Source organism: Yoonia sp., assembly GCF_014859355.1.
GTDB lineage: Bacteria > Pseudomonadota > Alphaproteobacteria > Rhodobacterales > Rhodobacteraceae > Yoonia.
Genome location: NZ_JACUUJ010000027.1, coordinates 1 through 20,454, shown reverse-complemented (window position 1 = coordinate 20,454; position 20,454 = coordinate 1). Strand labels below are relative to the sequence as shown.

20 protein-coding genes and 1 tRNA gene are annotated in these 20,454 nt (G+C 58.6%); 13 read left to right on the top strand and 8 right to left on the bottom strand.

The window, feature by feature from the left end:
- Positions 1-6 precede the first annotated feature (6 nt).
- From IBX59_RS10590 to IBX59_RS10580, 3 genes are all read left to right on the top strand, one after another.
- Positions 7-876: a 1-acyl-sn-glycerol-3-phosphate acyltransferase gene (locus IBX59_RS10590; RefSeq protein ID WP_296375274.1), complete on the top strand. Its 870-nt coding sequence runs from the start codon at positions 7-9 to the stop codon at positions 874-876.
- 72 nt (positions 877-948) lie between these two features.
- Complete coding sequence (gene gatB / locus IBX59_RS10585) at positions 949-2,475, top strand: Asp-tRNA(Asn)/Glu-tRNA(Gln) amidotransferase subunit GatB (protein ID WP_296375273.1); 1,527 nt, start codon at positions 949-951, stop codon at positions 2,473-2,475.
- 82 nt (positions 2,476-2,557) lie between these two features.
- The gene (locus tag IBX59_RS10580; protein WP_296375271.1) at positions 2,558-2,884 is read left to right on the top strand and encodes a DUF4177 domain-containing protein; all 327 of its coding nucleotides are present in this window, start codon (positions 2,558-2,560) and stop codon (positions 2,882-2,884) included.
- Here IBX59_RS10580 and IBX59_RS10575 read toward each other — a convergent pair whose 3' ends face one another.
- Positions 2,885-3,136, bottom strand: coding sequence for a BolA family transcriptional regulator (locus IBX59_RS10575; RefSeq protein WP_296375269.1), 252 nt, complete (start codon positions 3,134-3,136; stop codon positions 2,885-2,887). It lies immediately after the preceding gene.
- A gap of 78 nt (positions 3,137-3,214) precedes the next feature.
- Here IBX59_RS10575 and IBX59_RS10570 point away from each other — a divergent pair, with 78 nt between their 5' ends.
- Positions 3,215-3,850 carry a J domain-containing protein gene (locus IBX59_RS10570; protein WP_296375267.1) on the top strand — a complete coding sequence of 212 codons (636 nt, stop codon included), beginning with the start codon at positions 3,215-3,217 and terminating at the stop codon, positions 3,848-3,850.
- Between the two features lie 51 nt (positions 3,851-3,901).
- On the opposite strand, the gene IBX59_RS10565 is transcribed toward IBX59_RS10570, so the two are convergent.
- Complete coding sequence (locus IBX59_RS10565) at positions 3,902-4,429, bottom strand: hypothetical protein (RefSeq protein WP_296375265.1); 528 nt, start codon at positions 4,427-4,429, stop codon at positions 3,902-3,904.
- Between the two features lie 623 nt (positions 4,430-5,052).
- Here IBX59_RS10565 and cobS point away from each other — a divergent pair.
- A complete protein-coding gene (gene cobS / locus IBX59_RS10560; protein ID WP_296375263.1) occupies positions 5,053-6,039 on the top strand; it encodes a cobaltochelatase subunit CobS in 987 nt (328 codons plus the stop codon).
- A gap of 39 nt (positions 6,040-6,078) precedes the next feature.
- Here the strand turns inward: cobS and IBX59_RS10555 are convergent, their stop codons facing one another.
- Entirely contained in the window at positions 6,079-6,663 is a 585-nt protein-coding gene (locus IBX59_RS10555; protein ID WP_296375262.1) for an NADPH-dependent FMN reductase, read from the bottom strand.
- Positions 6,664-6,818: 155 nt separating this feature from the next.
- Between IBX59_RS10555 and cobT the strand changes: the two genes are divergently transcribed.
- The 3 genes from cobT to IBX59_RS10540 all read left to right on the top strand — a co-directional run bounded on the left by cobT (position 6,819) and on the right by IBX59_RS10540 (position 10,935).
- A complete protein-coding gene (gene cobT / locus IBX59_RS10550) occupies positions 6,819-8,693 on the top strand; it encodes a cobaltochelatase subunit CobT (RefSeq protein WP_296375260.1) in 1,875 nt (624 codons plus the stop codon).
- 32 nt (positions 8,694-8,725) lie between these two features.
- Positions 8,726-10,513, top strand: coding sequence for an aminopeptidase P family protein (locus IBX59_RS10545; protein ID WP_296375258.1), 1,788 nt, complete (start codon positions 8,726-8,728; stop codon positions 10,511-10,513).
- An 80-nt stretch (positions 10,514-10,593) separates the two neighbouring features.
- Entirely contained in the window at positions 10,594-10,935 is a 342-nt protein-coding gene (locus IBX59_RS10540) for a DUF427 domain-containing protein (RefSeq protein WP_296375256.1), read from the top strand.
- A gap of 7 nt (positions 10,936-10,942) precedes the next feature.
- On the opposite strand, the gene IBX59_RS10535 is transcribed toward IBX59_RS10540, so the two are convergent.
- Positions 10,943-12,118 (bottom strand): aminotransferase class V-fold PLP-dependent enzyme, encoded by a 1,176-nt coding sequence (locus tag IBX59_RS10535; protein WP_296375254.1) that lies wholly within the window; start codon positions 12,116-12,118, stop codon positions 10,943-10,945.
- A gap of 127 nt (positions 12,119-12,245) precedes the next feature.
- Here IBX59_RS10535 and IBX59_RS10530 point away from each other — a divergent pair, with 127 nt between their 5' ends.
- Both IBX59_RS10530 and IBX59_RS10525 read left to right on the top strand, forming a co-directional pair.
- A complete protein-coding gene (locus IBX59_RS10530; RefSeq protein ID WP_296375252.1) occupies positions 12,246-14,036 on the top strand; it encodes an ABC transporter ATP-binding protein in 1,791 nt (596 codons plus the stop codon).
- Positions 14,029-14,766: a folate-binding protein gene (locus IBX59_RS10525; RefSeq protein ID WP_296375250.1), complete on the top strand. Its 738-nt coding sequence runs from the start codon at positions 14,029-14,031 to the stop codon at positions 14,764-14,766. The genes IBX59_RS10530 and IBX59_RS10525 overlap by 8 nt, the downstream gene beginning before the upstream one ends.
- On the opposite strand, the gene efp is transcribed toward IBX59_RS10525, so the two are convergent.
- On the bottom strand, positions 14,763-15,326 hold the full coding sequence (gene efp / locus IBX59_RS10520) for an elongation factor P (protein ID WP_296375248.1): 564 nt from the start codon (positions 15,324-15,326) through the stop codon (positions 14,763-14,765). The genes IBX59_RS10525 and efp overlap by 4 nt on opposite strands.
- Positions 15,327-15,548: 222 nt before the next feature.
- Between efp and IBX59_RS10515 the strand changes: the two genes are divergently transcribed.
- Together IBX59_RS10515 and IBX59_RS10510 are read left to right on the top strand one after the other, a co-directional pair.
- Positions 15,549-15,872 (top strand): DUF6280 family protein, encoded by a 324-nt coding sequence (locus tag IBX59_RS10515; RefSeq protein ID WP_296375246.1) that lies wholly within the window; start codon positions 15,549-15,551, stop codon positions 15,870-15,872.
- Between the two features lie 143 nt (positions 15,873-16,015).
- Positions 16,016-17,467: a cobyric acid synthase gene (locus IBX59_RS10510; RefSeq protein ID WP_296375245.1), complete on the top strand. Its 1,452-nt coding sequence runs from the start codon at positions 16,016-16,018 to the stop codon at positions 17,465-17,467.
- 8 nt (positions 17,468-17,475) lie between these two features.
- On the opposite strand, the gene IBX59_RS10505 is transcribed toward IBX59_RS10510, so the two are convergent.
- The 3 genes from IBX59_RS10505 to IBX59_RS10495 form a co-directional block, all read right to left on the bottom strand.
- A complete protein-coding gene (locus tag IBX59_RS10505; RefSeq protein ID WP_296375303.1) occupies positions 17,476-18,084 on the bottom strand; it encodes a hypothetical protein in 609 nt (202 codons plus the stop codon).
- 99 nt (positions 18,085-18,183) lie between these two features.
- Positions 18,184-19,548 (bottom strand): TolC family outer membrane protein, encoded by a 1,365-nt coding sequence (locus IBX59_RS10500; protein WP_296375243.1) that lies wholly within the window; start codon positions 19,546-19,548, stop codon positions 18,184-18,186.
- Between the two features lie 54 nt (positions 19,549-19,602).
- Positions 19,603-20,256: a protein-L-isoaspartate O-methyltransferase gene (locus IBX59_RS10495; protein WP_296375241.1), complete on the bottom strand. Its 654-nt coding sequence runs from the start codon at positions 20,254-20,256 to the stop codon at positions 19,603-19,605.
- A 124-nt stretch (positions 20,257-20,380) separates the two neighbouring features.
- On the opposite strand from IBX59_RS10495, the gene IBX59_RS10490 reads away from it, so the two are divergent.
- Positions 20,381-20,454, top strand: a tRNA-Cys gene (locus tag IBX59_RS10490).

Below are 20,454 nucleotides of genomic sequence, written 5' to 3'. Positions count from 1 at the left end.
TGGCGCATGAAACATCGCATCGACCCCCTGATCGCCGAACGTGCGCCATGGCTTTATCGAGATCGCCCCGGCACACGGCTGGTGCGCAACAGTCTGAACAGGATGCTGGGCTACGACAAGACCGTGCAGATCGCCCGGCATTTGCGGGATGCCCCGTCAGATGACATCATGCGTGACATGGGTCAGCGGCTGGCGCAGACCGTGACCGCCAGCGGGCTGGGGCATATCCCTGCCCATGGCCCCGCGCTGATCGTGGCAAACCACCCCACCGGGATTGCCGATGGCATTATCCTGCACCATCTGATCGCGCAGATGCGGCCCGATGTCTATTTTTTTGCCAATCGCGATATCCTGCGGGTGTTTCCACAGATGGAAAGCATGATTGCCCCTGTCGAATGGCGCAAGGCATTGCGCAGCCACGCCAAGACCCGCGAAACCATGACCTATGTCCGCAACGCAACCGATGCAGGGCGGCTTGGCGTAATCTTTCCATCCGGGCGGCTGGCCAAACGGCAGGGGCTGCGACTTTATGAACGGCCCTGGATGGCGTCCGCCGCGATGCTGGCGCACAAATTCGACCTGCCGGTGATCCCTGTCAACATTCAGGCGCGCAATTCCGCCCTGTTCTATCTGTTCGATGCAATTCATCCGACCCTGCGCGATATCACCCTGTTCCATGAAACGCTGAACAAGGCGCGACAGCCTTATATCGTCACGGTGGGCGATCCGATTTCTGCGGCATCGCTACCAAAAAGCGCCGAGGACGGGATTGCCATGTTGCGCAAGGCCACGCTGGCGCTGGGGGGAAAACACGCCCCCGAGGTCGATCTGGTCGCAACATCCCGGCCTTGGATGGCAGAGTTGCGCGCCCACTAGCGACGCAACGCGCTTGAAGCTGCGCGGCGGTTCTTTTACAGAACGGGAAACGCCATTTTCAAGGATGTGCAAATGCTCGACCTGACGTACGACGCCCCTACCCCCAAAGTGATCGCCGGTGCCAAACACGACTGGGAACTTGTCATCGGGCTGGAGGTGCACGCGCAGGTCGCCAGCAAGGCAAAGCTATTTTCCGGCGCATCCACCTTATTTGGGGCCGAACCCAACAGCAACGTGGCGTTCGTGGATGCAGGTATGCCAGGCATGCTGCCCGTCATCAACGAAGGCTGCATCGCGCTGGCGGTGAAAACAGGGCTGGGGCTGAATGCGCAGATCAACCTGCGCTCGGCGTTCGACCGCAAGAATTATTTCTACCCCGACCTGCCGCAGGGCTATCAGATCAGCCAACTTTACCACCCCATCGTCGGCGAAGGCGAAGTGCTGGTGGAATTGGGGGCGGGGGCGGGTGAAAAGCCGACTGCGCGCCGCGTGCGCATCGAACGCATCCATCTGGAACAGGACGCGGGCAAATCCATTCACGACATGGATCCGACGATGTCGTTCGTGGACCTGAACCGCACCGGTGTGGCGCTGATGGAAATCGTCAGCCGTCCCGATATTCGCGGGCCAGAGGAGGCCGCCGCCTATGTTCTGAAACTGCGCCAGATCCTGCGGTATCTGGGCACCTGCGACGGCAACATGCAAAACGGCAACCTGCGCGCGGATGTGAACGTATCGGTCTGTCGCCCTGGCGATTACGAACGCTATCAGGAAACCCAGGATTTCAGCCACCTTGGCACGCGGTGCGAGATCAAGAACATGAACTCCACCCGGTTCATCCAGATGGCGATCGAGGTTGAGGCGCGCCGCCAGATCGCCCTGATCGAAGATGGTAAAGATGTGGTGCAGGAAACCCGCCTATATGACCCTGACCGCAACGAAACCCGGTCCATGCGATCCAAGGAAGAAGCGCATGATTACCGGTATTTCCCCGACCCCGACTTGCTGCCACTGGAAATAGAACAGGCGTGGGTGGATGATATCAAGGCATCATTGCCCGAACTGCCAGACCATAAAAAAGCCCGCTTTATCAGCGATTTCGGCCTGTCCGATTACGACGCCTCGGTGCTGACCGCCGAAGTCGCCAATGCCGCCTATTTCGAACAGGTCGCACAGGGGCGCGATGGCAAACTGGCTGCAAACTGGGTGATCAACGAATTGTTTGGCCGACTGAAGAAAGAGGATCACAGCATTGAAAACAGTCCTGTATCCGCAGCCCATTTGGGCGCGTTGATTGGGTTGATCAAAGATGGTGTGATTTCCGGCAAGATCGCCAAGGACGTGTTCGAAATCTGCTATACCACGGGCCGCGACCCCGCCGAGATTGTCGAAACCGAAGGCATGAAGCAGGTCACCGACACCGGCGCGATCGAATCTGCTGTGGACGCGATTATCGCCGCCAACCCCGCGCAGGTCGAAAAGGCCAAAGCCAACCCGAAGTTGGCCGGATGGTTCGTGGGGCAAGTGATGAAAGCCACAGGCGGCAAGGCTAACCCTGCTGCAGTCAATCAGATCGTCGCGGCAAAACTGGGGTCATAGGCGGCAACAGCCCCCAGTGTGCCTTGCTTGGATTCCGGGGCAAGAATGACTATACTAGCCGTCGGTAAAGATTGGGGTCATAATGTTATATGAATACAAGGTCGTTCCGGCCCCGACACGGGGCTTGAAAGCCAAAGGCGCAAAATCTGTCGAACTCCGTTTTGCAAACGCCCTTGAGACCGAGATGAACAGGCTGGCGCGTGACGGGTGGGAGTATCTGCGCACAGATACCCTGCCCTGTGAACAACGCGAAGGCTTGATGAGCAAGACAACCGTGTTTCAGAACATGCTGGTGTTCCGCAGGCAACTGACAGTCAAAGCGGCACCACGGGGTGACGCGGCAATGCGCCCGTCACCCTCATTGTCTGCGCCGGCCAAGCCTGCATCTTCAGACTTTGCGGCAGAGTGATTATTGAATGTCGATTGCAAGCGCGTGAACACGCCCGATGATATCCTTGCCCAACGCCGCGTGAATGGCGCGATGCCGGGCAACCCGCGACATGCTGGCAAGCTGTGGGGCCGCAATCACGACACGCCAATGGCTTTCGCCTGATCCATCATCGCCCGCATGACCGTGGTGTTGCGCACTTTCGTTGATCACCTCTAGGTGTGTTGGCGACAAACTTTCCAAAGCTGTGCGAATTTCTGTCACGAGTGCCATTATTTTATCCTTACCCTCTTCAATCCTGTGCTGGGGGGTTTAAGGTCTGTCGTCCGAGTCGGAAAGGCGAGATGCACAATGAAAAAAGACGACCCCTTTGGTTTCGACCTGTCGGTCTCAGGTTCCAAGAAGAAAAACCCTCGCGGTCGCAGAGGCATGTCTGGCGCATCAGAGACATCGACCCGCGTTTGCGACCACGAAGGGTGTCAGGAATCCGGCCAATATCGCGCACCTAAATCGCCCGATGTGCTGGATGATTATTTCTGGTTCTGTCAGGAACACGTCCGCGAATACAACCTGAAATGGAACTTCTTTGACACCACGACAGAGGCAGAACTGGCCGCGCAGATGGACAAGGATCGCGTCTGGGACAGACCGACAAAACCGTTCAAACGCAGCGTGGAAGAACGCGCATGGGCAAGGCTGGGGGTGGATGATCCGCATCAGGTGTTGGGGCAGAACGCCACCCGAAATCCCGGACGGGGCGCTGCGGTGGGGCGCAAATTACCAGCAACTGAACGCCGTGCGATCGAAATTCTTGACGCCAAAGACAACTGGTCAAAGCCCGAGATCCGCAAGGCCTACAAATCCTTGATCAAAGTGCTACACCCCGACATGAATGGCGGTGATCGCAGCCAAGAGGAGCAACTGGCAGAGGTTGTCTGGGCGTGGGATCAGATCAAGGTCAGCCGCAATTTCCGAGACAAGACATAACCCGGTAAAAACCGGGTCGCAGCAGAGGGATAACGGCAGTTTGCAGGGCTGTTAATTCAGTTTACGGCCATACAGGCTGACCTGCGATAGCTGGCTCAACTGCGAAACGGCACGGTTGTCATAGCGCAGGCTTTGGCGCGTCCGCACGCTGATCAGCAGATGCGCGGCTGTGCCGACCATCAACCACGCGACCCCCAGCACAGGATACGTCCAAAAGGCGGCAACAAGCACAAACGGCCCCATGACCAAGCCAACCACCGGCGCAACCAACAACCCTGCGATACTGGCCGCCGAAAGCGCGACCAGCGCGCTGCCTGCGACGGCATTCAACAGACCTGTTGCACCCAGTCGGCCAAACCAGCCGCGCAAGACATAAAAGGCGGCCCCGGCAGACAGCGCACCTGCCAGGACGGCCCAGCTATCGGCAGTGCCGGATGCCGCGCTTGCAGCGGGTTTCGCCGTCACCGACAGGATCATCACTGTTAAACCAGCTGAAACCGCCATGACGACCGCATAGGCCATCGCCAAGGCGCGATCACCCCGAGACAAATGCGTGAACTTGAAAAAACGTCGGCTCATAACACGCCACCTCGTCTAAATCGGTTACAATAATGTCCATCGATAATCATTGTTTACATAATTTCAAAAAACACACGGCAGCTTCACTTCAATGCCCCATTTCGACCACATTTTACCAATTCTTTCAACAGGAAACACGCCACATCAGGTGCCTTCACACTGACTTAGCTTTCCCCGGCTGCGCATCAAAACGCGGCTTCAACGGGCCGTAACGGGGGATCAAAAACTACGCGCTCTGCCCGATGGTGCAAAGGGTCAGCGCGCCGAACAAATATCTGCGGCAGCCGGCCTGCGTGGCGGTCGTGGCAAAGGGGTATATGTGCGGCCGCACAAGGAGCGTCAGCCCGGCGCGATCCGGGGGCAGGTCATCCATGCAGGCCACAAAGCGCGCCCGATCAGATGCCGCAACCGTCGCCTGACCGCCCAAGACGATGCGTAGGATACAATTTTTATGTCAGTGAAATCGGCTTTTGCCGCGCATCTTGGACAGAACACCAAAAAACAACATTCACTTGCCAAATGTTGCGGCACAACTCGCCTACCACGCCTTCCCCTTGCGGCGCGGCAGTTTATGATGCATTTCGTGAAAAGAACGGAATTGACAGTCAAGCAAAGGCAATCACATGGCCGACGGCACCACCGACATGCATGCAAAACCCACCGAAGAAATCTCGGTCCGCGATGTTTTCGGCATCGACAGCGACATGAAGATCAAAGGGTTCGCTGACCGGACAGACCGGGTGCCCGAAATAGATTCCACCTATAAATTCGATCGTGATACGACGCTCGCGATCCTTGCTGGCTTTGGCTATAACCGCCGCGTGATGATCCAAGGCTATCACGGCACAGGCAAATCGACGCATATCGAACAGGTCGCGGCCCGCCTGAACTGGCCCGCCGTGCGCGTGAACCTTGACAGCCACATCAGCCGGATCGACCTGATCGGCAAGGATGCGATCAAACTGCGCGACGGCGTGCAGGTCACCGAATTTCACGAAGGCATCCTGCCGTGGGCGCTGCGCAACCCCGTGGCGATCGTGTTCGACGAATACGATGCAGGCCGCGCCGATGTGATGTTCGTCATCCAGCGCGTGCTGGAGGCTGATGGCAAGCTGACCCTGCTGGACCAGAACGAAATCATCACCCCCAACCCCTATTTCCGGCTGTTTGCCACCGCCAACACCGTGGGCCTTGGTGACACCACGGGCCTGTATCACGGCACCCAGCAAATCAATCAGGCCCAGATGGACCGCTGGTCGCTGGTGGCGACGCTGAATTATCTGTCACACGATGCCGAAGCGGCCATCGTGTTGTCGAAATCACCGCATTACAACAACGAAAAGGGCCGCAAGATTGTCAGCCAGATGGTCACAGTGGCCGATCTGACGCGCACGGCATTTATGAACGGTGATCTATCCACCGTCATGTCGCCGCGTACGGTCATCGCCTGGGCTGAAAATGCGCGGATCTTTCACGATGTGGGCTATGCGTTCCGACTGTCATTTCTGAACAAATGCGACGAACTGGAACGACAGACGGTGGCGGAATTCTATCAACGCTGCTTTGACGAGGAACTGCCCGAAAGCGCGGCAAGCCTCAGCCTTGGGTGAGTGAAAAGGCGGGGATCACCCCGCCTTTTTTCGGCATCATCACCCACGTGCAGCCTTGGTTGCGTTGGCCCACCAGACGACATCATCGAATGTCGCCGTAACAGACGCGTCCAGATGGTCGGCGATTGAGTCGATTTCGGCGTTCCCCCCCATCGGATGCACAGCCATAAAATCACCGCCACCGATATGCACCGCATTGCGCGTTGGCACCATCTGCAATTCCACGGCGATATTGCGCAGATGTTCCAGCGCGCGCGCGCCGCCAACAGCCCCATAGGCGATGGCCGACATCGGCTTGCGGTTCCATTCGTTATAGGCCTGATCCAGCGCGTTCTTCAGCGCCCCTGTGATCGACCGGTTATATTCTGCCACAACAAAGATATAGCCATCGAATTCGCCGATCTTTTGCTGCCATTTCACGGCACGTTCGTCGCTGGATGGCATCCACAGGTTGCTTGCGGCCTCGTCAAAAAGCGGCAGGTCATAATCACGCAGGTCAACCAGTTCGATTTCCATGTCATCGCGTTTCTGGGCCTGTGCCAGCATCCATGCGGCAGGTTTATCAGCAAAGCGGGTTGCACGGGTCGACCCGATGATCAGGGCAATTTTTGGTTTCGTCGTCATGATTTTATCCTTTGGTTTAAACAGGTTATTCCGGCTCCCTACATGCGCCTGCAAGGCGATGTTGAAAAGGCGCGCCATGGCGCAGCATCTGTGCGCGAAAGAAGAGATGCGCGCCGCCTCTTGCCCCCGCGCCGATCCGGTGCTTTATCGTTTGTATGAACAAACCAAGCGACAACCACGCCGATCCGTTCAAAAAGGCGCTTGCCGAAGCGACCAGAGTGTTGGCCGACGATCCTGACTTGGCCGTCACTTATTCGGTTGATCCTGCCGGGCAGACCGACGACACGATTCGTCTGCCGCAAATTTCGCGGCGGATGACCCGTGACGAGGTGCTGCTGGCACGCGGCACCGCCGACGCATTTGCCTTGCGGCATAAGTTTCATGACGGTGCGGTCGCGGCCCGTTACATGCCCCAGGGCCAAATGGCCAAGGATCTGTACGAGGCGATGGAAACGGCCCGGATCGAAGCGGTGGGCGCGCAGTATATGCCCGGCACGGCAGGCAATATCGACGCCAAGATCGGCACCGAAGCCCAGCGCAAGGGCTATGACCAGATCACGCAGGCCGCCGATGCACCTCTGGCTGTTGCCGCCGGTTACCTGATCCGCCATCTGGCCACTGGCCGCGATCTGCCCAAAGGGGCCGACAACGTGATGAACCTGTGGCGCGGGTTCATCGAGGATCATTGCGGCGGAACGCTGGAAGGGTTGCAGGAGCGGCTGACCGACCAGCAGGCCTTTGCCAAGTTCGCCCGGCAGTTGATCAGCGATCTGGGCTATGGCGACCAGTTGGGCGATGACCCGGACAATCTGGACGACGATCAGGACGATCAGGCCGAAGAAGGTCAGGACGACACGCAGGAACCCGACAGCACCGGCGACGACAGCGAAGGCGAAGACGCCGAAGCATCGCCCGAACAGACCCAGGACGATCAGCAAGACGCGTCACAGGCACAGGTCAGCATGGATGACCAGGCCGATGCAGACATGGGCGAAGACACCGAAATGCCAGAGGGCGAGGCCCCGATGGAACCCCCTGCCCCGCAGCCCGTGTCAGAGGCCGACCCGGATTACAAAGTGTTCGCCACCGCCTTTGACGAAGAAATCAACGCCGCGGATCTGGCCGAACCTGTCGAGCTGGAACGCCTGCGCGCCTATCTTGACCAGCAGCTTGAGCCGCTGAAAGGCGCTGTATCGCGCCTTGCCAACAAGTTGCAGCGCCGCTTGCAAGCCCAGCAGAACCGGTCATGGGAATTTGACCGCGAAGAAGGCATATTAGACGCTGGCCGTCTGGCCCGCGTGATCGTCAGTCCGACGACGTCTTTGTCTTTCAAGGTCGAAAAAGATACCGATTTCCGCGATACGGTGGTGACGCTTTTGCTGGATAATTCGGGGTCGATGCGGGGCCGCCCGATTTCCATCGCGGCGATCTGCGCCGATGTCATGGCACGGACGTTGGAACGCTGCGATGTCAAGGTCGAGATTTTGGGTTTTACCACCAAAGCATGGAAAGGCGGGCAAAGCCGCGAAAAATGGCTGGGTGAAGGCCGGCCCGTGGCCCCCGGACGGCTGAACGATCTGCGCCACATCATCTATAAATCTGCCGATGCCCCATGGCGGCGGACCCGGCCCAATCTGGGTCTGATGATGAAAGAAGGGCTGTTGAAGGAAAACATTGACGGCGAGGCGCTAGAATGGGCGTATCGGCGTCTTTCTGCCCGCCGCGAACAGCGCAAGGTGCTGATGGTGATTTCCGATGGTGCGCCGGTGGATGATTCCACCCTGTCGGTGAACCCAGCGAATTATCTTGAAAAACATCTGCGCGATGTGATTGCCATGGTCGAAAAACGCCGTTCGGTCGAATTGGTGGCCATCGGGATCGGCCATGATGTCACGCGCTATTACGAACGCGCAGTGACCATTACGGATGCCGAACAGCTGGCTGGCGCCATCACCGAACAGCTGGCCAGCCTGTTTGACACGGACCCGCGCAACCGGGCGCGTGTTCTGGGGCTGCGCAAGGTCGGTTAGGGCGTTTTACAGATCAGAAAAAGGGTGATTTGATGTTTCAGACATTCACGGCGCAATCTTCACCCGACCAAGGGCCGCCCCGGCTGGCAGCGTTACGCAAGCGCATGGCGCAAAGCGGCGTTGACGGGTTTGTGGTTCCGCGGGCCGATGCCTATCAAGGGGAATACGTCGCCCAGCGCGATGCCCGGCTGCAATGGTTGACCGGATTTTCCGGTTCGGCCGGATTCTGTGTGGTTTTGCCGGATCTGGCAGGCATTTTCATTGATGGACGCTATCGGCTTCAGGTCCGCAGCGAAGTGGCAGATGTCTTCACGCCCGTGAACTGGCCCGAAACCCGTCTACCGGATTGGCTACCTGACCATATGCGCGATGGCGCGGTGCTGGCCTATGATCCGTGGCTTCATACGGTCAGCGAAATCAACGAACTGCGCGAAGCGTTGCCGAACATCATCCTGCAACCCGTTGATAACCTTGTTGACGCGATCTGGGATGACCAGCCGCCCCCACCCGATGCGCCGTTTTCCTTGCACCCGATAGAACATGCGGGCGAGACACATAGCGACAAACGTGAAAAGTTAGCCAAAGAGCTACGTGTTGACAGCGTGGTGCTGACACTACCTGACAGCATCGCATGGCTGTTGAACATCCGGGGTGCCGATATCGCCCGTAATCCGGTGCCTCATGCCTTTGCCTTGCTACATCGCTCGGGCAAGGTTGACCTGTTCGCCGGTCCGGGCAAGACACGCGATATTGAGGATCATCTGGGCGCGGACGTGACGCCGCATGATATCGGTGTCTTTCTGGAACATCTGGCGGCACTGGCCGGAACCGTGCAAATCGATCCGAAATCCTGCCCCGATATCGTCGCGTCCACCCTGCGCACCGCAGAGGTGACAATCTCTGAAGCCCGCGACCCGTGCATATTGCCCAAGGCGCGCAAGAATCCAGTAGAAATTGCAGGTGCCAAAGCGGCGCATGAACGTGACGCCGTAGCGATGGTCCGCTTCCTGGCATGGCTGGATGCCACAGCCCCCAAAGGCACCCTGACCGAGATCGACGTGGTGCGCGCGCTGGAAACCTTTCGGGTGCAGACAAACGCGCTGCGCGACATCAGCTTTGAAACGATCTGTGGTGCCGGCCCGCATGGGGCCATCGTGCATTACAGGGTGACAGAACAAACCAATCGCATGATCGCCCCGCGTGAATTGTTGCTGGTCGATAGTGGCGGTCAGTATGTGGATGGCACCACCGACATTACCCGCACGATCACGATCGGAACACCAACGCAAGACCAGCGGGCCTGCTATACCCGTGTTTTGCAGGGTATGATCGCCATCAGCCGGGTGCGTTTTCCAAAAGGGATCGCGGGTCAGCACCTTGACGCTTTGGCGCGTGCGCCGCTGTGGCTGGCGGGGCAGGATTATGACCACGGCACCGGCCACGGGGTTGGCAGTTACCTAAGTGTGCATGAAGGCCCGCAAGGGCTGTCGCGCCGGTCAGAAGTCCCGTTGGAGCCGGGCATGATTCTATCGAACGAACCGGGCTATTACCGCGAGGATGCTTTTGGCATCAGGATCGAAAACCTGATTGTCGTCACACCGGCCCCTGCCTTGCCCGGCGCTGACCCCGCGCGCGAGATGCTGGCGTTTGAAACGCTAACCCATGTGCCAATGGACCGCAGGCTGATTGACCCAGATATTCTGACATCCGCAGAACGGGGCTGGATTGATCGCTATCATGCCGATACATTCGCTCTGCTGGGTTCCCGGCTGGACGAGCCGACGCGCGCTTGGCTGCAAGAGGCTTGCGCGCCGCTTTGACAATCAAAGACCATCGACCCCAGATGCGCTGATGATATGCGCAACCGCACCCGCGGGTGTGCGCACGAAAGGACAATGTGATGACAGACCATATCAAGATACGTCCCGCGACGGGAAACTGGACCGTTCGGGCCGGCGGTGCCGTCCTGGGGGAAAGCACAGACGCGCTGGAACTGATCGAAGGCGATTACACGCCCGTCATCTATTTCCCGCCCGGCGATATCGCAATGGCCTTTCTGGAAGCCTCTGACACGACCTCGACATATCCTTACAAGGGCGCGGCGCGTTTTTATTCGATCATCACTAAAAGCGGCGTCATCAAAGATGCCGTCTGGTCGTATGAAGACCCAAGCCCAGCCATTGCCGCGCTCAAGGGGTATCTGGCCTTCTACACGTCAAAGGTCGCCGTCGAGCAGGTGTGACGCCCTGTCAGGCGGCGGCAATCACGTCTGCCGCCGCATCCAACGCACCACGCCCATGCGCAATGCCAAGCGCCGTCAGCCCTGCCTCGATTGTGCCAAGCAAGCCCATGATCATCTGTGCGTTGACATGGCCCATATGCCCAAGGCGGAAATAGGCATCACTAGGCGATCGGCCCAGCCCGATGCCAAGCGTCAACCCCGCCTGATGTTCGCACCAATGGCGCAGTCTGTCGCCGTCTGGCGACCCGATTTCCACCGATGTCACCGCATGAGACCGATGCGCGGGGTCTAAAATGTTCAGGCGCATGGCGCCGGTTTTAGACCACTGATCAAAGGCCGCCCAAATGGCGCGTGCCAGCGTTTCATGGCGCCAAAACACATGATCTAGTCCTTCGGCCAAGATGATATTGAGCGCCGCGCGCAATCCATAAAGATGATGCGTCGGAGCGGTGCCATCGAAATACTGGAAATACATCTCGGGCGCACTTCGCGGGCGCCAGTCCCAATAGGTGGTCACACAGTTTCCGCGCGCAGCATCCGCTTTGGGGCCATACCAGACAAAACTGATGCCGGCAGGCGTCATCAGGCCCTTTTGGCAGGCGGCGACCATCACATCGACACCCCAGGCATCCATTTCAAACTGGTCGCAACCCAGCGACGCGATACAATCGACCATCAAAAGTGCGGGGTGCCCCGTCTTGTCCAGCAGGGCGCGCAAACCCGGGACGTCGTTCTTCACACTGGTCGAGGTATCCACATGCACCGCCAGCACAGCCTTGATCCGGCCAGCCGTATCAGCGACCAGGGCCTGTTCGACCAGCGCCAGATCAATCGGGGCCTGCGCACCATAGTCGATCGTCTGCACATCTGCGCCCAGTCCTGCGGCCATTTCGCCCCAACCGATACAAAACCGCCCCGTTGCCAGCACCAGCACCGTATCGCCGCGCGACAGCACATTGGCTAGCGCCGCTTCCCATGCGGCATGGCCGTTGCCGATATAAATGGCGACGTTGTGATCGGTCCGTGCTACGGTTTTCAGGTCGGGGATCAGGCTTTGGGTCAGATCGTGCAATTCGCCTTCGTAGATGTTGGGCGATGCGCGATGCATGGCGCGTAAGACGGCATCGGGGATGACCGAAGGGCCGGGAATGGCAAGATAGGCGCGACCGTTGGACAGTGACATGATTTGACTTTCAGGATGTATTTCTGCGCGACCCTAACGACAGACGATGCGGCGTCAAGCCGGCGCAACTTGCCCGTGACCCGATTTGCGACTAGACCGAGACAGCCCGCTACCGCAAAGGCCGCTTATGTCGTTTTCTGACCTCCCAAGCCCCCCACCAAAACCTGAATCAGCGCCTCGGCTGTTCTGGTGGCTGTGGCGCGATTATTTACGCAAGCACAAGCTGCTGCTTGGTGGCGCATTGGTCATGATGGCGATTGAAGGGTCGATGCTGGCCTTGCTCAGCCGAATGGTCAAACCGATGTTTGATGATGTATTTACCAAAGGCGACACGACCGCGCTTTACTGGGTCGGCTTTGGCGTCATGGCGATATTCCTGATCCGGGCGGTCACATCCACCGGGCAGCGGGTTCTGATGACGATGATCAGCCAGTTGGCGGCAGCTGACATGCGGCGGCATATGTTGCGGCACCTGATGACTTTGGACAGTGCGTTTTATCAGACCAACCCGCCGGGCCAACTGATTGAACGGGTGCAGGGCGATGTGGGCGTGATCAATAGCGTGTGGAGTTCGATCCTGACGGCGCTTGGCCGCGACCTGATTTCCTTGATCGGGCTATGTGCCGTCGCGCTGTGGATCGACTGGCGCTGGACGCTGATTGCCGTGGTGGGCATTCCATTGCTGGTGCTACCATCGCTGCTGGTGCAGGCCTATATCCGCCGGCGCGCTGGCAGCGCCCGCCAGATCGCGGGCCGAATCTCGACGCGCCTGGACGAGGTATTCCACGGCATCCACCCCATCAAGCTGAACGCGCTGGAAGACTATCAGGCGCGGCGCTATGATCAACTGATCGATGAAAGCGTCAATGCCGAGGTCAAGACATCCATAGGTCAGGCGGCCGTGCCTGCGCTGATCGACATCATGACAGGCATCGGTTTTCTGGGCGTGCTGATCTATGGCGGTTCGGAAATCATTTCAGGCGAAAAGACAAATGGTGAATTCATGGCGTTTTTCACCGCCATGTCACTGGCGTTTGACCCGCTGCGCCGCCTTGGCGCGATGAGCGGGCAGTGGCAAATGGCCGCCGCCAGCGTCGAACGCCTGCGTGAGGTGCTGAACCTGCGTCCGACGATCCTGTCACCGGCCCAACCGCGCCCTGCGCCCGAAGGTGCCCCTGAAATCACATTGCGTGATGTCGCGTTGCAATATGGTGAATTACCCGTTTTGCGGGGCGCGACATTCACCGCCGCCGCAGGCAGGACGACCGCCTTGGTCGGGGCGTCGGGCGCGGGCAAAAGCACTGTTTTCAATGTGCTGACGCGCCTTGTCGAACCAGCCAGCGGCAGCGTTATGATAGGCGACACGGCCATCAGTGATATGGAGCTGGCTGATCTGCGCGCGCTGTTTTCAGTGGTAACACAGGACGCGGCATTATTCGATGAAACCCTGCGCGACAATATCTTGCTGGGGCGCACCGATGTGGATGAAACACATTTGAAATCCGTGTTGGACGCCGCGCATGTCAGCGACTTTTTACCCGGCCTTGTCAACGGGCTGGACAGCCCCGCAGGCCCGCGTGGGTCCAACCTTTCAGGCGGGCAGCGACAGCGTGTCGCCATCGCCCGCGCGCTGTTGCGCGACACGCCGATCCTGCTGCTGGACGAAGCGACCAGCGCGCTTGACACCAAGTCAGAGGCGATTGTGCAGGCCGCACTTGAAAGACTGTCAGCCGGGCGCACAACGCTGGTGATCGCGCATCGCCTGTCCACCGTGCGCAACGCGGATTCCATCGTCGTGATGGATCAGGGCCGCGTCGTGGATCAGGGCACGCATGACGACCTGCTGGCGCGCGGCGGCATTTATGCAGATCTGCACCGGCTGCAATTCACGCAATCAGAGGACAAGACACATGACTGACCGCACCGTCATCGCCCTGACCGGGACCGACCGGGTTGATTTTCTGCAAGGGCTGATCACCAACGATGTGACCAAGGCCACAGACGGCATCATCTATGCCGCCCTGCTGACACCGCAGGGCAAATTCATCGCCGACTTCTTTGTGCTGGGCCAACCTGACAGGTTGTTGATCGACGTGGCCAGTGATGTGGCCCCTGCCCTTGCACAGCGACTGGGGATGTACCGTTTGCGCGCCGACGTGCAGATCACGCAGACCGATCTGGTCGTCTCGCGCGGGACTGGCCCTGCACCTGAGGATGCAATGCAAGACCCGCGCAACCCCGCGCTTGGCTGGCGCGCCTATGGCGATACAGACATCAGCGATGATACCGACTGGAACGCATTGCGCGTGGCCTATCTGATCCCGGAAACCGGGATCGAACTGACCCCCGACACCTATATTCTAGAAGCCGGATTCGAGGCGCTTCACGGCGTCGATTTCAAAAAAGGCTGTTTTGTCGGGCAGGAAATCGTCGCCCGGATGAAACACAAGACCGAACTGAAAAAAGGTCTGGCGCCGGTGCAGATAGCCGGCACCGCAACACCCGGCACACCGATCACGGCAGACGGCAAACCCGCAGGCACGCTTTATACCGTCGCAGGGGATCGGGGGATCGCCTATCTGCGGTTTGATCGCGCAACCGGCCCGATGCAGGCCGGTGATGCGACGTTGACGCAGATCACAGATTAGGCACGTTCGACGTATTCGAACAATTCAGTGTTCACAACGATATCTTCATCCTGCCCGACGAAGGGCGGGATCATGACGCGCACACCATTGTCCAGCAACGCAGGTTTAAAACTGTTTGCCGCCGTCTGGCCTTTGACCGCAGGTTCGGTTTCCACAACTTTGCAGACAACACGCGCGGGCAGGGTCACATTCAGTGCCTCATCGCCGTAATATTCGATATGCACGACCATGCCATCTTGCAAGAACGGCCGCCGGTCCCCCAGAATATCCGCAGGCAGGGCGATCTGTTCATAGGTTTCGCTGTCCATGAATGTCAGCATATCGCCTTCTTCATACAGGAACTGCTGGTCTTTTTGGTCAAGACGCACGCGTTCGACCTTGTCAGCTGACCGGAACCTTTCGTTCAGCTTGCGCCCGTCGCGCAGGTTCTTCAGTTCAACCTGTGCAAAAGCGCCCCCTTTGCCGGGTTTGACATGGTCAACCTTCACCGCAGCCCAAAGGCCGCCTTCATGTTCCAGCACATTGCCGGGGCGGATTTCGTTACCGTTAATCTTGGGCATTTGGTCACTTCACATTGATCTGTGGGAAAGGCTTGATTGGTTTTTCACAGACGCTATATCTGTGCAACGGAAACATGACAAGATGGATGAAAACGCTTGCTTGCAAGATGAGATATGCGATAAATGCATAGCAGCCATTCCAAATGAAGAAGCCCGAATCAACACAATGCATGCATATTGCGCGTTACTCGGGAACTACAAGAAAAAAAAGAAGGAAGCATGATGAGAGATTTCGTTGACGGTACCGCGTTCAACAATGAACAAGGTAATCGTGCACGTAAACTGTTCGCTGCTGTTGTGCTTGCAGCGTTGGATGATGCAATCGCAGATGACAAGAAATACGGAAATGGTCCAGAACAGATCGCCCGTTGGGCGCGATCGCGGGATGGGCGCGAAGTGTTGTCTTGTGCCGGAATCGACCCGAACGAACGGGTTGTGAATGGTCTGATGGAATTCGTGGGTAAAGGTGTGCGGACTTCTGTTGCACTGTCGCGCGAAGAAAGTGAACGTCGCAACGCGGCCGAACAAGAGGCGAAAGCCGCCTGATCGTTTGAAATAGTGGTGCGCATGCAATGCAAAACGCGGTCTTTCAGGGCCGCGTTTTGCATTGCTGACAAAGGCAAACATCAGTCTGCCCTTTCCGGCCACCTCCGACCTGCCTAGAACCAGACCGGCACGGGAGACATCTGATGACGCGGGCAATCATGATTCAGGGGGCAGGGTCGAACGTCGGCAAGTCGATGTTGGTTGCGGGTATCGCGCGGGCCTGTATGCAGCGCGGCCTGTCGGTGGCCCCATTCAAACCGCAAAACATGTCCAACAACGCCGCCGTCACCGCCGACGGTGGCGAAATTGGCCGCGCGCAGGCGTTGCAAGCGCTGGCCTGTGGGCTGGACCCCTTGGTGGATATGAACCCGGTTCTGCTGAAACCGGAAACGGACATCGGCGCGCAGGTGATCGTACAGGGTAAACGCTTTGCCACGATGAAGGCACGCGATTACGGCACACAAAAGGCCAAGTTGCTGCCGCCGGTGCTGGACAGTTTCAATCGGATCGGATTGGGCCGCGACCTTGTTATCGTCGAAGGCGCTGGCAGCCCCGCCGAGGTAAACCTGCGCGCCGGTGACATTGCCAACATGGGCTTTGCCGTGGCGGCGAATGTGCCTGTCGTGCTGATCGGCGATATCGACAGGGGCGGCGTGATTGCGCAGATCGTCGGCACCCATGCGGTTCTGCCCGACGCCGACCGTGCCCTGATCCGCGCCTTTGCGATCAACAAGTTTCGCGGTGATGCGACCCTTTTTGCCGAAGGTATGGATATCATCGCCGCCCGCACTGGCTGGGCGCCGCTGGGCATTATCCCGTGGTTTGCCGATGCGTGGAAACTGCCCGCCGAGGATGTGATGGACATTGCCAGCCGTCAGGGCGGTGACATCAAGATCGCCGTGCCTCGCCTGAACCGTATCGCCAATTTCGACGACCTTGATCCGCTGTCAGCCACCCCCGGCATCAACGTCGAGATTATCGCACCCGGGCGCGCCCTGCCCGGTGACGCAGATCTGGTGATCATTCCCGGATCAAAATCGACGATCGCTGATCTGGCCCATTTCCGTGCACAGGGTTGGGATATCGACCTTACCGCCCATGTGCGGCGCGGTGGGCATGTGTTGGGAATTTGTGGCGGCTATCAAATGCTGGGCGCTGAGATCATCGACGCAGACGGGATCGAGGGGCCGCCATCGCGGGTGCCAGGTCTTGGCTTTCTTGATGTCGTCACCACGATGGAACCGCAAAAGCGACTGGCGTTGTCAGCGGCGACCTTTTTACCGACTGGCGACGCGGTTTCCGGGTATGAAATCCATATGGGCGCCACCACGGGGCCAGATTGCGCGCGCGCATGGTTGTCTGTGCAAGGGCGCGGCGAAGGGGCAACGTCAGCCGATGGCAGGGTCATGGGGTGCTATTTGCACGGGCTGTTCGCGGCCGATGCCTTTCGGGCCGCCTTTCTGGACCGGCTTGGCCTTGAGGCATCAGCGCATGACTATGCCGCAGGCGTCACCGATACGCTGGATGCCTTGGCGCAGCATGTGGAAAGGCACCTTGATCTTGACGCGCTGCTGGCCTGTGCCGGCCCTGTCTGAAATCCGTGTCAGTCAAGTTCGCGACTGATCAGCAGACGGTTGATTTCGCGTCGCACCAGCTTGCGCACATTGCGGGTCATGCGTTCGCCAATCTCGCCGTTTAATTCTTCGCGAATAACCTCAACCACCAATGCGCGCAGGGCATCGGGATTGATCAAAGAAGCATTTTCCAACGATGCCGCATCAGCCGCCGGTGGCAGGTCAGCCTGTGACCCGGTATCGAAATTGCGTTCATCTTGTGGTTCTGCCGCGTCGGTTATTGTATGCAAATGAAATGCGCTGGCTTCCCATGCGGCATCGGTCAGCCCTTCGCCGTCGTCGGGTTCCCACTCATCAGGTCGGGCAGTCACAGCCGCCTCCAGTTCCGCGATCGTCGCTTCCAGACCCGCCCGGTCGGAACGGCGGGCTGGCTCCAGCACCAGCACGTTGTCAGATCGCGGCTTCGCAGCGGCGGCGTTCTGCGTATCCGTTTCCGGCGGCAAGACGAAAAGCTCATCTTCAACCCGAAAGGCCGAGGTCAGGACAAACTTGTCAAGCCCGTCCTCTAGTTCTTGCTGTGTTGGCGCACGCAAAACGGTGCGATCGTCCTGAGATACAAATTTGCGCACTGAGGACATCATATCATCAATTTCGTCCGTTCGTGCCGTGTCAGACATTGTTCATCCCGGATAAATCCTAATTGTCTGCATGCTATCGGAACACCCGCGATCAAACAATCACTGTTGTTCCCCGATGGCGCGCAGCACACGGTCCAATGCCTGTCCTTGCGCAGAGTTCACTGCGGGCGCATCCTTGGCCATATTGTAGTAAATAGTCGGATCATATTGCTGGACCGGCAAACGCAAATGATCTGCCGTCAACAACCCCATTGCCGCCAAAAGCGCATAAGATGCGATCACTTCGTCGGCCTGCGCCGAGATCATGTTGGCCCGCGCATCCAACAGTTCCTGTTCCGCGTTCAGCACGTCCAATGTGGTGCGCGCGCCGACTGCGGCCTCTTCGCGCACACCGTTAAAGGCCACTTGGGCTGCTGCGATCTGCTGGTCTGATGCGGTGCGCGATGCACGTGCGACCGTCAAAAAAGCAAAGGCATTGCCCACTTGCTGTTCAACCCCCAACCGCGTCAGATGCAAACCGGCGCGGGTTGCATCCCGGCGCGACATGAATTGCCGGATCTGGCTGGACAGGCGACCACCGCTATAGATCGGTCCGCCTGCCTGAATACCGATCTGGCGCGAATCGTCAAAATCGGCATCCGTGCCGATAAACCCTTGCAGCGATACAGACGGACGCAGCGCGGCCTCGGCGCGGCGAATGTTCAGTTCTGCTGCGCTGACCGCATGCTGGGTTTCCAGGATGCTGGGATGGTTGCGCACGGCAAAGGCTTTGGCTTCATCAAGGTTGCGCGAGACCGGTGCGGGCGTGGCCGGCACCGGCGCATTCGGCGCACGCCCCACAGCAGCGCGAAATTCTTCAGCTGCACGGGCACGCGCGCCTTCGGCAGCGGCCAGTTGACTGCGCGCGGCAGCAAGGCGTGCCTCGGCCAGTGCAACATCGGTGCGCGTGACCTCACCCACTTCAAAACGGTCCTGCGCGGCGCGGAACTCCTGCGTGATCAAACGCACGTTATTTTCGCGCAGCGACACAACCTCGGTTTCGCGGCGCACATTCATATAGGCCTCGACCGCACGGCGCAGCACATCCTGCTCGACACTGCGCAGCGACTGACGCGTTGCCAAAATCGTTTCTTTCTGTGCGTCAACTGCCAGCTTGCCGATACCACCGTCATACAGCGTCAGCGATCCTGAAATCCGCGCATTCGCCTGAACAAGATCCGCACCAGCTGGCCGTGGCCGCGTTGCTGTCGCGCTTAATGACCAGTTTATGACGGGCAATGTCGCGGCAATGGCTTGCGCCAGATCTTCGTCCGTCGCCCGCAAAAGCGCCCTGTTCTGTTCCAAAAGGCCAGAGTTGTTGTAAGCCGAGGTCAGCGCATCTACCATCGTTTCAGACCGCGCCGGTGTAACCGAGCCAAATGCGACGACAAAGGCCGTGGCGAAAATGCAGGCTTGTCTGATCATGTCTTGCGCCCCTTAAGAACCGCTGTTGAACAACTTTGTCGCCCCGCCCGTCGTTTAAAGCGAAAAGGCCTTTGCCTTAATGAAATCGGGCAGGACCGGGGCGCTGGCGTTAAACGAAAAACGCCAGTTGACGACGCCGTCGATCTTATGACCGACCCGCACGACCCCCAGCGCACCTTCTGCAAAAATACAACCGATCCGGCCGCCTTCGCGCAATTGATCCAGTAAGGCATCTGGCACTTGCTCGACCGCGCCCTCGACGATGATGATGTCGTAGGGTGCCGATTTGGCCGCGCCCAAAGCAAGCGGTCCTTCCATGACAGCGGCATTATCGACATCGCGCCGGGACAGAAGCGCCTGCGCCTCTGCCGCGCGGTCGGCGTTATCTTCGACGGCGACAACAAATTCGCACAGTTGCGCCAGCACCGCCGTCGAATACCCCAAGCCACACCCCAGATCCAGCGCTACATGCCGCGGCTGAATGTCCAGAGCGTCAAGGATTTTTGCGAATGTGCGCGGTTCAAGCAAGACACGCCCGCCACCTAGGTCAAGGTTTTCGCCAACGTACGCCGCCTCGCGCAGGTTTTCCGGCACAAATTCTTCGCGCGGAACTGACAGCATGGAGTCAATGATCGGGAATTTTGTCACATCGGATGGGCGCACTTGCGTGTCCACCATCATCATGCGGCGTTTTGCGTAATCGGTCACGGTCTAAACTCTTTCGTTCAGTTCTGTTGATATTTCATGCCACAGAAGAATCCCGGCGGCAACGGTTGATCGCGCCGCACAGTGGCTTGCACAGCCATTGGGCATGGTATATCTGCCAGCCAGCGGCGAGTGGGCAGGTAGGTTATGCAGCGGATTGCAAATCCGTGTAGACCGGTTCGATTCCGGTACTCGCCTCCA

What these genes read in the sequence shown, in the direction of transcription:
- IBX59_RS10590 (WP_296375274.1), top strand. Translation starts at nt 7, where the DNA reads ATGAAACATCGCATCGACCCCCTGATCGCCGAACGTGCGCCATGGCTT.
- gatB (WP_296375273.1), top strand. Translation starts at nt 949, where the DNA reads ATGCTCGACCTGACGTACGACGCCCCTACCCCCAAAGTGATCGCCGGT.
- IBX59_RS10580 (WP_296375271.1), top strand. Translation starts at nt 2,558, where the DNA reads ATGTTATATGAATACAAGGTCGTTCCGGCCCCGACACGGGGCTTGAAA.
- IBX59_RS10575 (WP_296375269.1), bottom strand. Translation starts at nt 3,136, where the DNA reads ATGGCACTCGTGACAGAAATTCGCACAGCTTTGGAAAGTTTGTCGCCA.
- IBX59_RS10570 (WP_296375267.1), top strand. Translation starts at nt 3,215, where the DNA reads ATGAAAAAAGACGACCCCTTTGGTTTCGACCTGTCGGTCTCAGGTTCC.
- IBX59_RS10565 (WP_296375265.1), bottom strand. Translation starts at nt 4,429, where the DNA reads ATGAGCCGACGTTTTTTCAAGTTCACGCATTTGTCTCGGGGTGATCGC.
- cobS (WP_296375263.1), top strand. Translation starts at nt 5,053, where the DNA reads ATGGCCGACGGCACCACCGACATGCATGCAAAACCCACCGAAGAAATC.
- IBX59_RS10555 (WP_296375262.1), bottom strand. Translation starts at nt 6,663, where the DNA reads ATGACGACGAAACCAAAAATTGCCCTGATCATCGGGTCGACCCGTGCA.
- cobT (WP_296375260.1), top strand. Translation starts at nt 6,819, where the DNA reads ATGAACAAACCAAGCGACAACCACGCCGATCCGTTCAAAAAGGCGCTT.
- IBX59_RS10545 (WP_296375258.1), top strand. Translation starts at nt 8,726, where the DNA reads ATGTTTCAGACATTCACGGCGCAATCTTCACCCGACCAAGGGCCGCCC.
- IBX59_RS10540 (WP_296375256.1), top strand. Translation starts at nt 10,594, where the DNA reads ATGACAGACCATATCAAGATACGTCCCGCGACGGGAAACTGGACCGTT.
- IBX59_RS10535 (WP_296375254.1), bottom strand. Translation starts at nt 12,118, where the DNA reads ATGTCACTGTCCAACGGTCGCGCCTATCTTGCCATTCCCGGCCCTTCG.
- IBX59_RS10530 (WP_296375252.1), top strand. Translation starts at nt 12,246, where the DNA reads ATGTCGTTTTCTGACCTCCCAAGCCCCCCACCAAAACCTGAATCAGCG.
- IBX59_RS10525 (WP_296375250.1), top strand. Translation starts at nt 14,029, where the DNA reads ATGACTGACCGCACCGTCATCGCCCTGACCGGGACCGACCGGGTTGAT.
- efp (WP_296375248.1), bottom strand. Translation starts at nt 15,326, where the DNA reads ATGCCCAAGATTAACGGTAACGAAATCCGCCCCGGCAATGTGCTGGAA.
- IBX59_RS10515 (WP_296375246.1), top strand. Translation starts at nt 15,549, where the DNA reads ATGAGAGATTTCGTTGACGGTACCGCGTTCAACAATGAACAAGGTAAT.
- IBX59_RS10510 (WP_296375245.1), top strand. Translation starts at nt 16,016, where the DNA reads ATGACGCGGGCAATCATGATTCAGGGGGCAGGGTCGAACGTCGGCAAG.
- IBX59_RS10505 (WP_296375303.1), bottom strand. Translation starts at nt 18,084, where the DNA reads ATGTCCTCAGTGCGCAAATTTGTATCTCAGGACGATCGCACCGTTTTG.
- IBX59_RS10500 (WP_296375243.1), bottom strand. Translation starts at nt 19,548, where the DNA reads ATGATCAGACAAGCCTGCATTTTCGCCACGGCCTTTGTCGTCGCATTT.